The sequence below is a fragment of the Paenibacillus sp. FSL K6-1217 genome (assembly GCF_045040735.1).
GTDB lineage: Bacteria > Bacillota > Bacilli > Paenibacillales > Paenibacillaceae > Paenibacillus_AQ.
Map to the genome: position 1 here is coordinate 2,661,569 of NZ_CP150271.1, position 15,394 is coordinate 2,676,962.

15 protein-coding genes are annotated in these 15,394 nt (G+C 55.3%); 10 read left to right on the plus strand and 5 right to left on the minus strand.

Going from position 1 to position 15,394, the window contains the following annotated elements:
• The gene (locus tag MHH28_RS12060) at positions 1-1,137 is read left to right on the plus strand and encodes an AI-2E family transporter (protein ID WP_405115147.1); all 1,137 of its coding nucleotides are present in this window, start codon (positions 1-3) and stop codon (positions 1,135-1,137) included.
• Between the two features lie 101 nt (positions 1,138-1,238).
• Here MHH28_RS12060 and MHH28_RS12065 read toward each other — a convergent pair whose 3' ends face one another.
• The 4 genes from MHH28_RS12065 to MHH28_RS12080 form a co-directional block, all read right to left on the minus strand.
• Positions 1,239-1,643 carry a hypothetical protein gene (locus MHH28_RS12065; protein WP_405115149.1) on the minus strand — a complete coding sequence of 135 codons (405 nt, stop codon included), beginning with the start codon at positions 1,641-1,643 and terminating at the stop codon, positions 1,239-1,241.
• Positions 1,644-1,675: 32 nt separating this feature from the next.
• Complete coding sequence (ung, locus tag MHH28_RS12070; RefSeq protein ID WP_405115151.1) at positions 1,676-2,344, minus strand: uracil-DNA glycosylase; 669 nt, start codon at positions 2,342-2,344, stop codon at positions 1,676-1,678.
• A 71-nt stretch (positions 2,345-2,415) separates the two neighbouring features.
• Positions 2,416-3,081, minus strand: coding sequence for a ribonuclease H (gene rnhA, locus MHH28_RS12075; RefSeq protein WP_405115153.1), 666 nt, complete (start codon positions 3,079-3,081; stop codon positions 2,416-2,418).
• 159 nt (positions 3,082-3,240) lie between these two features.
• On the minus strand, positions 3,241-3,816 hold the full coding sequence (locus MHH28_RS12080) for a TetR/AcrR family transcriptional regulator (protein WP_405115155.1): 576 nt from the start codon (positions 3,814-3,816) through the stop codon (positions 3,241-3,243).
• A gap of 159 nt (positions 3,817-3,975) precedes the next feature.
• Here MHH28_RS12080 and MHH28_RS12085 point away from each other — a divergent pair, with 159 nt between their 5' ends.
• The 3 genes from MHH28_RS12085 to MHH28_RS12095 all read left to right on the plus strand — a co-directional run bounded on the left by MHH28_RS12085 (position 3,976) and on the right by MHH28_RS12095 (position 6,962).
• Positions 3,976-4,530 (plus strand): hypothetical protein, encoded by a 555-nt coding sequence (locus MHH28_RS12085; RefSeq protein ID WP_405115157.1) that lies wholly within the window; start codon positions 3,976-3,978, stop codon positions 4,528-4,530.
• A 93-nt stretch (positions 4,531-4,623) separates the two neighbouring features.
• The gene (locus MHH28_RS12090; RefSeq protein ID WP_405115159.1) at positions 4,624-5,985 is read left to right on the plus strand and encodes a metallophosphoesterase; all 1,362 of its coding nucleotides are present in this window, start codon (positions 4,624-4,626) and stop codon (positions 5,983-5,985) included.
• A 74-nt stretch (positions 5,986-6,059) separates the two neighbouring features.
• Entirely contained in the window at positions 6,060-6,962 is a 903-nt protein-coding gene (locus MHH28_RS12095) for a manganese catalase family protein (protein ID WP_405115161.1), read from the plus strand.
• A 132-nt stretch (positions 6,963-7,094) separates the two neighbouring features.
• Here the strand turns inward: MHH28_RS12095 and MHH28_RS12100 are convergent, their stop codons facing one another.
• Entirely contained in the window at positions 7,095-8,204 is a 1,110-nt protein-coding gene (locus tag MHH28_RS12100; RefSeq protein ID WP_405115163.1) for a hypothetical protein, read from the minus strand.
• 304 nt (positions 8,205-8,508) lie between these two features.
• Here MHH28_RS12100 and MHH28_RS12105 point away from each other — a divergent pair, with 304 nt between their 5' ends.
• The 6 genes from MHH28_RS12105 to MHH28_RS12130 all read left to right on the plus strand — a co-directional run bounded on the left by MHH28_RS12105 (position 8,509) and on the right by MHH28_RS12130 (position 15,282).
• Complete coding sequence (locus tag MHH28_RS12105) at positions 8,509-8,727, plus strand: hypothetical protein (protein ID WP_405115165.1); 219 nt, start codon at positions 8,509-8,511, stop codon at positions 8,725-8,727.
• A gap of 208 nt (positions 8,728-8,935) precedes the next feature.
• Positions 8,936-9,931 carry a LacI family DNA-binding transcriptional regulator gene (locus tag MHH28_RS12110; protein WP_405115167.1) on the plus strand — a complete coding sequence of 332 codons (996 nt, stop codon included), beginning with the start codon at positions 8,936-8,938 and terminating at the stop codon, positions 9,929-9,931.
• Between the two features lie 138 nt (positions 9,932-10,069).
• The gene (locus MHH28_RS12115; protein WP_405115169.1) at positions 10,070-11,491 is read left to right on the plus strand and encodes a tagaturonate reductase; all 1,422 of its coding nucleotides are present in this window, start codon (positions 10,070-10,072) and stop codon (positions 11,489-11,491) included.
• 132 nt (positions 11,492-11,623) lie between these two features.
• Positions 11,624-13,111 (plus strand): UxaA family hydrolase, encoded by a 1,488-nt coding sequence (locus MHH28_RS12120; RefSeq protein ID WP_405115171.1) that lies wholly within the window; start codon positions 11,624-11,626, stop codon positions 13,109-13,111.
• Between the two features lie 45 nt (positions 13,112-13,156).
• Positions 13,157-14,578, plus strand: a complete 1,422-nt coding sequence (gene uxaC, locus MHH28_RS12125) for a glucuronate isomerase (protein ID WP_405115173.1) — start codon at positions 13,157-13,159, stop codon at positions 14,576-14,578.
• Between the two features lie 17 nt (positions 14,579-14,595).
• Positions 14,596-15,282 carry a rhamnogalacturonan acetylesterase gene (locus MHH28_RS12130; protein ID WP_405115175.1) on the plus strand — a complete coding sequence of 229 codons (687 nt, stop codon included), beginning with the start codon at positions 14,596-14,598 and terminating at the stop codon, positions 15,280-15,282.
• Positions 15,283-15,394 lie beyond the last annotated feature (112 nt).

The following is a 15,394-nucleotide window of genomic DNA, read 5'->3' on the forward strand; positions in this document are numbered from 1 at the left end:
GTGCTTCAAAGCAAGTATTTCCGGACCTGCCTGGCCATTATCGCTTTTTTGACGATTCTGTATCTGGGCTCCAAGGTCATTTTTCTGTTCACACCGCTGGTATCTATCATTCAACTGCTGCTCGTACCCATGATGCTGTCGGGCTTTATGTATTATCTGTTGCGGCCGATTGTCAACTATCTGGGCACCAAAAATGTCAACCGTGGGCTCTCCGTGCTGCTGATCTATCTTGTTTTTGCCGGATTGTTCGTCTTGTTCTGGGTGCTGGTCTGGCCTACACTGCGCGAGCAGATCCAGAATTTCATAGACAATACGCCATATCTGGTCGAGGGAATACAGAATCAGTTCAACAAGCTCCAGAATGATCCGTCGCTCTCCCGCTTCTTCAAGGGAGACACCGATGTGACCACACGTCTGACGGAGTATTTGAACGATGCGATTAACTGGGTAACCAACTCGATGTCCAACCTGATCGCAGTGATCTCCAGTATCGTTGTGGTTATCGCTACTCTGCCGATCATTCTCTATTACATGCTGAAGGACGGGCAGAAGCTGTCCCCGATTCTTCAGAGCCTGATTCCAAGAAAGTACCGCAAGGAAGGCCAGGAAATGTTCAAGGATATCGACTCTGCACTCAGCGGCTTCATCGTTACGCGCGTCCTGCTTAATGTGGTGCTGGGCATCTTGCTGTACATCGGATTTTTGCTGATCGGCCTGCCTTACTCTCTGCTGCTCGCCGTGATCTCCATCCCGCTGAATTTCATTCCTTATGTGGGCTCACTGCTGGCGGCGGTTCCCGTTGTTATCGTAGGGTTCATCGAATCGCCTTCTATGGCCATCTGGTCAGCAGTCGTTATTCTGATCGCGCAGCAGATTCAGGATAATGTGCTGTCCCCGGTCATCTACGGCAAGTCGCTGGATGTACATCCGTTGACAACAGTACTGCTTGTACTCGTGGGGGGCGACTTCTACGGCCTTATCGGCGTACTCATTGCGCTTCCGGTCTATATGATTATCAAAATCGTCTTCCTGCGCATTTACGAGATCATTGTCGCCGAACGGGTGGATCAACCGGTACCCGAGCCCGGCGCTCCGCCGGGGATGGAGATTGAGATCGTCAAGGACGATAAGCTGTAACTATCAGGAGAAACCTGTAATTATATTTACAAAAAGCCCTCCGGCGCAGATTATCCGCGCCGGAGGGCTTTTCAATGTACACACTTGGATGTATTTAGACTTCAGCCCCGCAGTGAGCGGACCACGAAGATGTGGTTGCCCTTAGGCAGATTCTGCCCGTCACGCAGCGTTACGGAGCCTTTGGTATGTGCGATGATGGTCGCATTGAACGCAACCAGCTGGTCCCCTTTCCAGACGGTAACCGCTGATTTGAAATAGACGGCATTATCAAACTGCTGACGTTCTCTCATAATATATCCGACCGAATGGAGAACCGGGGGCAATGCTCTTTCTTTGGGAGCCAGTGCTTTGATGTACACAATATCGCGGAAAGGGACGGCAATCTCCTGATGTCCGATAACGGCTACCGAAGCTGCAAGATCCCATCTGCGCAGAACGCCTTTCATGATCGTATATGGCTGCTCGCCGCAGTACATAATGACCGGTCTGCCAACCCAATGCTTCATGGCTCCACCCCCTTCACTGTGCCCTCAACTGCTTATATCTTCGGTATGGACCAGTCTATGCCCTTAAGCCCATGCTGCTCCAGATACTGGTTGGCCTGAGAGAACGGGCGGCTGCCGAGAAATCCGCGGTGTGCAGAGAACGGGCTCGGGTGCGTGGACTGGATTACCTTGTGTCTGCTGCGGTCAACGACAGCACCCTTAAGCTGGGCATGGCTGCCCCACAGGATGAAGACCATCGGTTCTGTCCGCTCATTCAGCTTCTCCATTATGGCATCCGTGAAGGTCTCCCAGCCCAGCCCCTTATGCGAGTTCGGCTGACCCTCGCGTACTGTCAGCACTGCATTAAGCATCAGCACACCTTCTTCCGCCCAGTGCAGCAGCGATCCGTGGCCGGGCACCTCTATGCCGAGATCGCTGTGCAGCTCGGCATAGATATTGCGCAGAGACGGCGGAATCCGGACACCCGGCTCTACGGAGAAGCTCAGGCCATGGGCCTGTCCTGCCCCGTGATACGGGTCCTGTCCGAGAATGACGACCCGGGTCTTGCTGTAGGGCGTCAGCTTCAGCGCCGAGAACAGCTTGTCCTTCGGGGGATAGACCGTATACTGCTTGTACTCGCGTGCCAGAGCATAGCGCAATTCCTCAAAGTAAGGCTTCTGCATCTCTTCCTGCAGCACTTCATCCCAATCGTTGCCAAACATCCTGTTCTCCTCCCAATTGCTCTGCTATTAGTATTGTTCCATTACCCGTTATTAACCAGAATAACAGCAACTTATTTGCGGCCATAGTCCGCTTTGATCTCGCCCCATGACTTCGTCTGCCATTTCAGCACCTTGTTGTCGTAGGTATGGCTCCGCAGCCAGCTTTCTGCCCGGTCAATCAGTTGCCAGATCTCCTCTGTGGAGGCATCCCGGGGCAAGGTGGTAGCCACCTTTTTCTGCTTGACCCATTTCATCGCATTGACAGAATCACTGTAGACCGTCTTGCTGCTGCCTTCCTTCTGAAGCAGCGCCAGCGCATGCACAATCGCCAGGAACTCTCCGAGGTTATTGGTCCCTTTGCGGATCGGACCGCAGGAGAAAATCACATCCCCGGTCTGTGTATCCACCCCTTTGTATTCCACAGGTCCGGGATTCCCCCGGGTCCCTACGTCCACGGAGATGCTGTCATAATCGATCTCTTCAGACGTCTCGACGCCGGCACTCCGTCCCCAGGACTTCCCTGACTTGCTCTTGCCGGATGCCACTGAGGCTGCCGCACCGCTTCCCCAGTTCCCTTTCCAGCCTGCCTTGAAGGCTGTCTCTGCAGCCGCCTTGCTCTCATACGACTTATATTTCGCTCCGGTATAATGATCCGTCTGCGCCTGGCATTCCGCCCATGTATGATAGACTCCAGGCTGCTTGCCTTCCCATACTACGTAGTATTTCTGCTTAGCCATTCCTGCTTGCTCCCTCCTGCCGGCGTAACCTCATCCAGAATCATATTGTAATCTATACCGCAGTCATATTGAAGTCTAAATACACTCTGCACGACTGGCGCCAGCCTGAATATATACTTGGATAATTACCGGCAGGCGCGTTCATACTATTACGGCAGCTCAGTCCAGCACAGCAAGCGTAGTATCGGCAATGGTCTGGAGCTTGCCCAGATCCTTCGTGGCCTTGACCATCACCCGCAGTCCAACCAGGGCGTTATGCAGATAAGCAGCAAGCGCCGGGGCCGGATGCCGGGAGGATACCTCTCCGGTCTCCTGTCCGTGCAGGATAAGCCGTTCAATCAGTCTTTCGGTATTCAGAAAAGCTTCATTGGCCCGGTCAGCAGCTTCCGGATCATGAACAGACAGCTCCACGGCCGTATTCACCAGCATACAGCCCTTCGGTTCGGCTTCACTTCGCTGGATGGTGGCTTCGAATAAGAGGCGGATGGCCGCCTTGGCGGAGGCAACCCCTTCGATACGGCTCTCCAGCCTGGAGCTTTGGATCGTTGCAAAGCGCTCCAGCGCTTTTATATATAAGGTGTGCTTGTCTCCAAAGGTGTCGTACATGCTCCGCTTGTGGATTCCCATGCCGGCCACAAGATCCTGCATTGAGGTCTTCTCATAGCCCTGCTGCCAAAAAATCGTCATTGCCTTGAGCAATACATCATCAATGTCAAACTCTTTGCTACGCGCCATGATCATGCTCCTTTCGGGTCTATTTTACCATTTATAGAACGTTCGGTAAATATTATTGTAGCAGTGTTAACTACATCACATCAATTCCGTACTAATCATTCTATATTAAATTTAAAGAAAAGTTCACTTCAGCATTACACACCCAAGGAGGTTATTCACATGAGAAAGCTAGCAGTACTGCTTGCGGCATTCACCTTGACCTTGCTCATCGGATGCGGCAACGCAAACAAAGATGCAGGCAACACTGGCACATCAGCAAACACAGGCAATACTGCTGCTACCGCTGCCCCGGATGCGGTCACTTCAGCTTCGGTCGTCGATAACGGGGAAGCCTTCAAGAAAGCGATCAGCAAGGACGGCACATGGATTGCAGCGACTCTGAAGGATCTGAGCTTCTCCGAGGAGCTTGTGATGGACGGGCAATTCATCCATAAGGAAGAGCCTGCCCGCAAAATCGCGCTCTATACCCAGGATGCCGATCACAACATTACGAATTCCTTCAAGCTCACCGCACCCAAATTAACGATACGCAGCGAGAATGCCCGGATTCAGGGAGGGACCTTTGTGGGTGATGTCTATGTGGAAGCTGACGGCTTCGCCGTAGTGAATGCCACCATTGAAGGCAATGTGTATTTCTCCGATGCCAAATACCAGGCTACCTATACGGCAGCAGACCAGGGCAAGGTAACCGGCGTCACTGAAGTGAAAAAATAATGCGGCAAGGTACGGGGTGTTCCTCTTCGGGCAAACGGGCCGGGGAGAGCACCCTCTTTTAGTGTGTGATCTGTGAAAAGAGGTGCTGGACTAATGATATTCATCCGTAAGTACGCTATTCTTCCTCTTCTGCTCCTGATGCTCTCCTCCTGCGGCGGACAGGATGAAGTGCAGCAGAACCCGCAATACCGGATTCAGTCCGGCCATGATCTGAGGATGCTTACAACGAGCGATACTCACTATTTAGCGCAGAAGCTGCGCGATCTCGGGCCCGCCTTCCAGCAGTTCCTGGCTGCCGGTGACGGCAAGCAGCTCGGCTACAGCAAGGAGATGATGGAAGCGCTGGGCTATGATATCGGAATCCGCAAGCCGGATGTGGTCATCATCAGCGGGGACCTCAGCAACAACGGGGAAGCAGCAAGCCACAAGGAGCTGGCCGGACAGCTGAAGCGCATCGAGCAAGAGACCGGAACCCGGATCTATGTGATCCCCGGCAATCATGATATCCGCAACCCCTGGGCCCGGAGCTTCCGCGGCAAGCGCCAGTACTCCGCAGATTCCGTTACCGCCACAGCCTTCCGCAATATCTATGGCAGCTTCGGTTATGATGAAGCCCTGCTGAGAGATGAGGATTCGCTCAGTTATCTGGCTGCTCCATCGGAAGAGCTATGGCTGCTCATGCTGGATACCGCACAGTACGGGGACAATAAAGCGCTGGGCCATCCCCAGCTGGAGGGCCGGATCAGCGGCCGGACCCTGGAATGGATCGCCGACTGTGGCGCGAAGGCCGCTGCCGCAGGCGCACAGCTCGTTGCAGTCATGCATCACAGCCTGCTGAATCACAGTGAATTCATTCAGGAAGGCTTCACCGTGGAGGATCATGCCAAGGTTACAGATGCCTTGATGAAGAGCGGTGTGCGGACCGTTCTCAGCGGGCATATACACATTCAGGATATCAGCGAATATCGTCATGACGGGGATCGCATCTATGACATTGCCAGCAGTGCTTTATCCGTTTATCCCCATCAATACGGACTCTTAACCTACTCCTCCGCCCGTCAGACGCTGGATTACAGCACTGCAAGACTAGGCATGGAGCCATGGGCGGCAGCCACCGGCAATACCGATCCGAATCTGCTTGGATTCAAGGCTTACAGTGAGGCGAATTTCCGCAAACGCTCAGCATCCCGGAGTTATTCCCGGCTGGCCGAAGATCCTGCTTACGCCCGCTATCCGGAGTCTGAGCTGCAGGAGATGGCTGATGTTGTGGGCAGGCTGAACGAGTATTACTTCGTCGGCAATGCCAGCACGGGTCTTGCTGCCGTGACCGCCACAGAGGGCTACCGGCTCTGGCAGAGCGCTCCCGCAAGCGCAACAAGAAGCTATGTGCTGAAGATGGCCTCGCAGCAGCCGAAGAACAATCATGATCTGCATGTCCAGCTTCCTGAGCGGTGATGTTTGAATAACTGGAAACAGGTGTAAAATAGACAAGTATACTTACACCTATTGCTGAGGAGATGATAATCACCATGTTCACACGTATGGATGAGATTATGATAGAAATCCCGGATGTCGAGAAGCCGGATCCTAATGCCGCAGCAGCCGTTCAAGAGCTGCTCGGAGGCAAGTTCGGTGAAATGTCAACACTCAATAACTACTTGTACCAGTCCTTCAACTTCCGTTCCAAGGACAAGCTGAAGCCCTTCTATGACCTGGTCATGAGCATCACCGCCGAGGAGCTGGGCCATGTCGAGCTGGTCTCCCACGCCGTGAATAAATGTCTTAGAGGTTCCACGGCTTATAAGAAGCCGGATTCCACGCCGCTTGGCGATGTCAAGGACGCACGGCTGTCTTATCACTTCCTGGCGGGCGCTCAAGGAGCCATGCCGTTCGATTCCATGGGCAATCCGTGGACCGGAGCCAATGTGTTCAACAGCGGCAACCTCGTCGAAGATCTGCTGCATAACTTCTTCCTGGAGTGCGGGGCCAGAACACATAAAATGAAGGTCTATGAAATGACCGACCATCCCGCTGCCCGGGCGGTTGTCGGCTTCCTGCTTGTCCGTGGAGGCGTTCACGTGGTCGCTTACGCGAAGGCACTGGAGATTGCCACCGGCGTCAATGTCACCAAGCTGGTCCCGATTCCTTCCCTCGACAACAAGGCGTTCAATGAAGCCAGAAAGTACGAGGAAAAAGGCGTCCACACGAAGCTGTACACCTGGAGCGATAAGGACTTCAGCTCGATTGACCAGATCTGGAAGGGGACCCACCCCGAGGACGGTCTTCCGCTTGAGGTCATCCAGGGCGTACCGGAAGGCTTCCCTATCCCCGAAGCCCCGGAATTGAAGGAAGAATTCGCACCGGGCATCTCTGCCGAGGAATTCAAGGAGATTGCCAAACGGCTTAAAATGGCCGGAAATATTCATGACTAGCAGCCGGCGCCAAGCCTAGCGAATAAGAATAAGAATCTTGTACCCATAGAGAAGCGGATGTCCCGGATGCCATGAACTGGCTGCCGGAACATCCGCTTTGTTTGGGTATGGAAGCTATCTAAGATCTCCGCCTTACTGCTCCGCCTCAAGCAGCAGTGAGGTGCCAGCAACAGCCCGGCCGTTCACAAGCAGCATAAGGGTATGCTCTCCGGGATAGTGCCTGCGTGTGGTCAGGTTAGCCCAGCGGTGGGTCCGTGTACCGGACAGTCTGGTACCGCCGGGCACGGTTTTGTCGGATAACAGAAACAGCTTGCGCGAGGTCTTGCCACCTGCCTTGACGAAGTTGATCCCGTATTCGATACGGATGCGCACCGGACCGCCCTCCCGGATGGTAAGGGCGTATTGCAGCTCGCCTTGCTCCCCGATCCGCAGCACGGCCGGGGTAGCCGCGAGGACAGCTGTGCTGACCAGCGGGGCCCCGCTCTCCTCCGGGGCGTACCCGAACAGCTCCATAATCTCAGGGTCGGCCTTACGGATCAGTGAGCGGCAGCCATGCCGCACAATCCAGTCCGTGTTCACGTTATTGCCCAGCCAGCGGCGGGCGGTGGCTATCACGATATCAGGGTGATCCTTCGCGATGTCGTTCAGGTTGTTGGCTACACTTTTGCGCACATAGAGTGACGGGTCTGCCTTCAGCTTCTCCAGCAGCGGCAATAGCGGAGACGGATCGCGCTTGAACACCGGCAGTGCCTGGCCCCAGGGCAGCCGGGGACGGCTGCCCTCGCTGGCGAGCCGCCGCACATGCTCATCCGGATGATCCGCCCAGACCAGCATCTGGGCCATCATCGCTTGCGGATCACGCAGCATGAACGGCCTGACGGCGAATTCCGCCGAGGACTTCGGGGTGAACCGCTCCAGCGCCTCCATCGACAGCTCCCAGTGCTCCCCACTCCCGCCATACACCTCAACGAAATCCGGGAAAAACAGATACGGGAAGCCGACACATTCTTGATCTATCGCATACAATATCTTCAGCGCATCCTCATAGGCCGGGGGCAGGAAGCTGCCCAGCGTCTCTGTAATCCGCCGCATCCGTGCCTTCAGCTCCAGCTCCTCCCACGGCTCCTTCATGGCCGCAAGGACGAAGCGGTCCGGCTCGAACGAACCGTAGACGGATTGAATCTTCATTCCCAGACTGCGCAGGAATTCCTGGTTGTACATTGCTTTCAGGGGTTCGGCCATTCTTGAATTCCTCCTGCTTGATTATGATGGGTTCCTCTTAATAACGAGAGCATACCATAATGAACCGGACAGCCCTGTGTCAACTTTCAGCTGGATATATATTCACCGGGCATAGCCTATGTTCAAAACCGGCAGCCTGTCGTACAATAAGATTTAAGTTTTTATCCGCTGACGATGAACTGCCCAAGTGGAAACGGCTTGGCCGTCCTTTTTAAAGGACGGTACCGTTTTAGCGAGAAATAGAAGGATAAGTTATCGTGTGCAACATATAAATTCTTATATTCCGATGAAAGGACTGGAACTTTTGCCACAGACACTTGTCAAAAATATTGATTTTTTCGTAGCCGCACTGTCACAGACCTTCGTATCGGCCCTCCAGCTTGACCCTGACGGGATGTACTCCCAGGTAGGCAGCGGAGTCGTGGAGAAATTCTCTGAAGAGTATGTCCGGCTGAAAAGAGTTGACGGCACCACCTCACATTATGCCCGTGACATTACGAAATTCGAGCATAACCATGTCTAACAGTGCTCCGGGGGTCTCTTCATCAGAGGAGAAGCAGCGCTTGCCTGTTATCCCCCTTCAAACGCAGGCCCTGGACCCTGATCCGGGTCTGTTTTTGCATTTATTTTTCACGAAATATTAACGTGTGCATTCCAATAAACTATTGACTTGACGCTGCTGGAGAACTAAACTGAAATCGTTAACAATTCCATGAACCCGGGGAGATCCTATGATTACCATCAAAGATATTGCCCGCGTTGCCGGTGTGTCCCATACTACCGTATCGAGGGCGCTGAACGGCAACCCGCTGATCAAGAAGGCCACCCGGGATAAGATTGAACGGATCGCCGCCGAAATGAATTATGTGCCGAATTACAGCGCCAAGAGCCTGGTCACCAAGAGATCGTTCATCATCGGCCTGTTCTTCTCCAGTATTGAGCAGGGAACTTCATCCAGCTTCCTGGTGGATGCCATCAAAGGCATCACGCACAGTCTCGATGAGAACTATAATCTGACGGTGAACGGGATAGACGGTGTGCAGCACTTCAGCAATATTCAGCCTCAGCGCTTCGACGGCATTCTGGTCATGAGCCAGAGCGATGAAGACAATGCCTTCATCTATCATGTGAAGAAGATGGGCATTCCGCTGGTGGTGCTGAACCGTCAGCTGGAGGACCCGGGCATTATGAATGTGGTAGCCAATGACCGCGAAGGCGTGAAGGAAGCGATTGATTATGCGCTGCAGCAGGGTCACCGCAAGCTGGCTATTATTGAAGGCAAGCCGGGCTTCAAGTCCTCCAGCGAACGCAAGCAGGGCTTTCTGGACAGCCTGATTGCTGGCCGCCTTCCCTTGAATCCCGATTATTTCGCCTCCGGCGATTACAGCATCGAGAGCGGATATTCGGCGATGAACAAGCTGCTTAGCCTGGACGACCGTCCTACGGCGGTGTTCTGCTCCAATGACGATATGGCAATTGGCGCCATGAACGCCTGCTATGCCCACAAGGTCCAAGTGCCGGAGCAGATCTCGCTGATCGGCTTCGATGATATGATGTTCGCCCGCTATACGAATCCTGCCCTGACTACCGTCCGCAAGCCGATTGCCGAGATCAGTGAGCTTGGCATCACCATGCTGATCCAGCTGCTTCAGCAGCCCGAGACCCCGCCGCAGCAGCTGTTCGTTAAGACTTCGCTGGTTGTACGGGATACGGTTGCCGGAGAATAAACCGGCCGGATGACCCACCGCTATTTTCTGCAGATACGGAGCCTTCCGGGACAAAGAGAAGGCGATCCGTATTTTGCCCAAAATAAAATGTTAACGTGTGCAATTAATCATTGTATGTAAAAGGAGATCATGATCATTATGACAAACCGTTTATCCAGAAGCACTCATCCGGGGTTCCCCCTGCATCCGGAACGGATGATCCAATTCGGCGGAGGCAACTTCATGCGTGGTTTCGTTGACTGGCAGCTGCAGCAAATGAATAATCAGGGCTTGTTCAACGGGAGCGCTGTAATCATCCAGCCCATTGCGAATACCACCAGCGGAGTAGCCGAGCATATGACTGAACAAGACAATCTCTATACGGTGCTGCTTAACGGCATCATGGACAACGAGACCGTCAATTCCCGCGAGATTATCAGCTCGGTCAGCCGGGGGATCAACCCGTATATGGATTATGAAGCCTACCTGGCACTCGCTGAGAACGATAATCTGGAGTTCATTACTTCCAATACTACCGAAGCCGGCATTGTTTATCTTCCCGGTGACCGTGCGGATAACTCTTCTCCGGTGAGCTTCCCGGGCAAGCTTACCGCACTGCTCTACCGCCGCTTCGAGCTTGGCAAGAAAGGCTTCGTGATTATTCCCTGCGAGCTGATTGACCGCAACGGCGAGAAGTTGCAGGAGATCGTAGAACGTTACGCGGCTGACTGGAACCTTGGCGCAGAATTCCTGCAATGGCTGAAGTCCGAGAATACCTTCTGCTGCAGTCTGGTAGACCGCATTGTTCCCGGTTATCCGCGTGAACAGGCCGCTGCACTGGAAGCCGAATTGGGTTATACCGATCACGTTATGGTGACTGCCGAGCCTTTCCTCTTCTGGGTTATTGAGGGCCCTGAATCCCTGGCGGAGCGTCTGCCGCTAGCCAAGGCAGGACTGAATGTCGTGGTGACTCCTGATATGACGCCTTACCGCGAACGCAAGGTTCATCTCCTGAACGGGCCGCATACCGCTATGGTCCCGCTTGGTCTGCTCGCCGGGCTGGAGACGGTTGAAGACGTCATGAATGACGGTACCTTCTCCCGCTTCGTGAAGGAATTGATTGAGGAGGAGCTGATCCCTATGCTGGATCTGCCTGCCGCGCAGCTATTATCCTACGCCGATGCCGTGCAGGAGCGGTTCCGCAATCCGTTCATCCGCCATGAGCTGACCTCGATCTCGCTCAACAGCATCTCCAAATTCAAAACACGCCTGCTTCCGGTCATGCTGCGGTACCAGCAGGAACGCGGCAAGCTTCCAGAGCGGATGACGCTTGCCTTCGCTGCCCTGCTGCTCAGCTACCGGGGAGACCGAATTGCCCGGCAGGACAGTGCTGAGGTGCTGGCCGTATTCGATCAGGCATGGAGTGAGCCGTCCCGCTTCGTGAATACCATTCTTGGCGACGCCAGCCTCTGGGGACAGGATCTGACCCTGCTTCCGGGACTGGCTGAGACGATTGCCGCTCACTTGCAGCAGCTGGAGCGCGAAGGTTCCCGCGCGGCATTACAGCAGCTCGTAGGGTGATCCAGCCTGCCGCAGCCTCCCTGCTCCGGGGACTGCGGCGGCTTACCCGATTTTTGCCAATGCTTCCCATGCGAGTTTGTACGAAGGTGCTCAGGGAAGCGGACGCTTAATAATTTTATTAGGAGGGCCAACATGAAGAACTTAATGAAGATGAATCCGAGAGATACGGTAGCTGTAGCCTTGCGGCCGATTGCTGCCGGAGAAGAACTGGCGATAGACGGACTGACGCTGCAGGCCGCCCAGGAGATTCCGCAGGGTCATAAGATTGCCCTCACCGGATTCAGCAGCGGAGACATCATTACCAAATACGGGTCCCCGATCGGCCATGCTACGGCCCCGATTGCCGCAGGCGACTGGATTCACACGCATAATATCAAAACCAATCTGTCCGGCGAGGAAGAATACGAGTATGTGCCCGATGTTCATCCGGTGATCTATCCGCGCCGTGATCTGACCTTCCAGGGATACAAGCGGAGTAACGGCAAGGTCGGCATCCGTAATGATCTGTTCATTATTCCGACCGTGGGCTGTGTGAACGGCATTGCCGAGCAGATGCTGCAGGAGTTCAAGGCCGAGCATCCCGATCTCGGCGGGTTCGACAACCTGACCGTGCTGAAGCATCCTTACGGCTGTTCACAGCTGGGCGATGACCACCGCATGACCCGCAGCATTCTGCTCGATGCCGTCAATCATCCCAATGCGGGCGGTGTACTCGTCTTCGGCCTGGGCTGCGAGAACAATATCGTCTCCGAGTTCCGCAGCATGCTGGGCGATTATGACGAATCCCGGGTCAAATTCCTGGTGGCCCAGGAGGTCGGCAATGAGCTGGAAGCCGGACTTGTGCTGCTGGAGGAGCTATATGAAGCTGCTGCGAACGATGTTCGTGAGCCGGTTCCGCTCAGCGAGCTGAACATCGGGCTGAAATGCGGCGGCTCTGACGGATTCTCCGGAATTACAGCCAACCCGCTGCTGGGTGCGTTCTCCGACTTCATTATCTCCCAGGGCGGAACCTCGGTGCTGACGGAGGTGCCGGAAATGTTCGGTGCGGAGAAGGTGCTGATGGCCCGCGCGGAGAGTAAAGAGGTCTATGATGATATCGTCTCGCTGATCAATAACTTCAAGCAGTACTTCCTCTCCTACGGCGAGCCCGTCTATGAGAATCCGTCTCCCGGCAACAAGGCTGGCGGCATCAGCACGCTGGAGGACAAATCGCTCGGCTGCACACAGAAGGCTGGATCGTCGCCAGTGGTGGATGTATTGCAGTATGGCGTGAAGCTGCGCAAAAAAGGGCTGAGCCTCTTGCAGGCTCCCGGCAACGATCTGGTCGCCGCCTCTGCGCTTGCTGCTTCGGATTGCCAGCTTGTGCTGTTCACTACCGGCCGCGGAACGCCGTTCGGCAGCTTCGTGCCTACGGTCAAGATCGCGACCAACAACGACCTCTTTGCCAAAAAAGGCCACTGGATGGACTTCAACGCAGGTCCCCTGCTGGAAACGCCGATGGCCGATGTGCTGGAGGAATTCATCACGTATATCATTGATGTCGCCAGCGGCCAAAAAACACGGAATGAGCAGAATGAAGTGCGTGAGCTGGCTATTTTCAAAACAGGCGTTACCTTGTAGAACTTATTCTATTCATCCTAATCCATTCAAAGGGAGATCCTATTCATGTTCCTAAACGAGGACTTCATGTTGTCCGGCGAAACCGCACGGCTGCTCTATCATAATCACGCCAAAACCATGCCCATTATCGATTACCACTGCCATCTGGACCCGCGCGAAATCTATGAGGACCAGCCCTTCGAGAACCTGACCGCAGCGTGGCTGTACGGCGATCATTACAAGTGGCGGCTGATGCGTGCAAACGGCGTGCCTGAATCGCATATTACCGGTGACGCCTCTGATTATGATAAATTTCTGGCCTGGGCCCGTACACTGCCCAAAGCAGTGGGCAACCCGCTGTATAGCTGGACACATCTGGAGCTCCGCCGTTTCTTCGGTGTAGAGGAGCTGCTGAGTGAAGCCACGGCGCCGGCCATCTGGGAGAAGGTCAACCGCAAGCTGGCTGAACCGGGCTTCACCCGGCGCGGCCTGATCCGCAGCAGCGGTGTCAAAGTGATCTGCACCACCGATGATCCGGCAGATTCCCTGGAGTACCACAAGCTGCTGAGCGGGAGTGAAACCGACTTCCAGGTGTTCCCGACCTTCCGCCCCGATAAGGCACTGAACATCGATGCCGAAGGCTTCGGCGCCTGGATCGGGAAGCTGGAGTCAGCCTCCGGCCTGCCGGTCAAGAGCTATGCCGGGCTGCTGGAGGCCCTGCGTAACCGGGTCGCCTTCTTCCACGAGCAGGGCTGCCGCCTGTCGGACCATGCGCTGGATGTCCTGCGTTATGAAGCGGGTACACCTGAGGCGGTGGAAGCTATTTTTGCCAAAAGAATGCAGGGTGATACTCTGTCACCGGAGGAAATTACCCGCTACCGCACAGAGCTGCTGACCGCGCTGATCGGCTTCTATCATGACAAGGGCTGGACCATGCAGCTTCATCTGCATGCTTACCGCAACAACAACACGCCGATGTTCCAGCGGCTTGGACCGGATACCGGCTATGACGGCATCAACGATCTGCCGCTGACCACAGCGCTGTCGCAGCTGCTGGACCGGGCCGAGAGCGGCAGCGGCTTGCCGAAGACGATCCTCTACTCACTGAATCCCGGCGATTACCCTGCCCTGCTGGCTCTGCTGGGCTGTTATCAGAAGGACACTCCCGGCAAGCTCCAGCTTGGCTCCGGCTGGTGGTACAACGATACGCGCAGCGGCATGCGCCAGCAGCTGACCTTACTGGCTGAAGGCAGCCTGCTCGGCAATTTCGTCGGCATGCTGACCGATTCGCGCAGCTTCCTGTCCTATACCCGGCATGAATATTTCCGACGCGTACTGTGCGGGCTGCTCGGTGAACTCGCCGAACGCGGGGAAGCGCCAGACGATCTTGGACTCTTGGGTACAATGGTCGAGGATATCTCCTATAATAACGCAGCCGGGTATTTCGGATTCCAGACTGCCGGCAGCGAAGCCGGGCTTCCCGTCTAGATGGAAGGATGCTGAACATGCCGACAATCTATATCGCCGGAGACTCCACCGCCGCCCAGAAGGGCGGCGGGGAATGGCCGATGGCCGGATGGGGCGAATATTTGCAGCAGTACGCCAGCCGGAAGGTGCGGATTGAGAACCGGGCCATCAACGGGCGGAGCACGCGCTCCTTCCTGGCTGAAGGCAGACTAACAGACATGGAGCGGGACTTCCTCCCCGGAGACTTCCTGCTGATCCAGTTCGGCCATAATGACCAGAAGCTGGAGGACCCTCTCCGTTACACGGAGCCGCATACCGATTACCGCCGGAATCTGCAGGTATTCATCGATTCCGCCCGCAGCCGGGACTGCACCCCTGTGCTGCTGACCTCCGTCAGCCGCCGGCGCTTCACGGCGGACGGTGAACCTGACCCGGAGGCTGTCGGACTCTATCCGCAGGTCATGCGTGAGGTTGCCGGGGAGACCGGAACGGCGCTGCTTGATCTCTTTGCCTCCTCCCAGCAGCTCTACCGCAGACTGGGAGCCGAGGCATCAGCAGAGCTGTTCATGCACTTGCCGCCGGGTGCCCGCCCCAACTACCCGGACGGCATTACCGATGACACGCATTTCTCCCAAGCCGGGGCGCAAAAAATCGCGTCACTGGTAGCCGAAGCGCTGGCACAGTCTGCGGAGCTGAAGCTGCTGCACCCGTATCTGCGGGTGTAGGGGGAGGTGCGGGCGGCTGGGGTTGCAAACCCTAGCCCACCTTAGCCTGTAAGGTAGAACTGGATTGGCCGCTTGTGATCCCTTGTGGTTACGGGCGGCTTTTTTTGCGGGA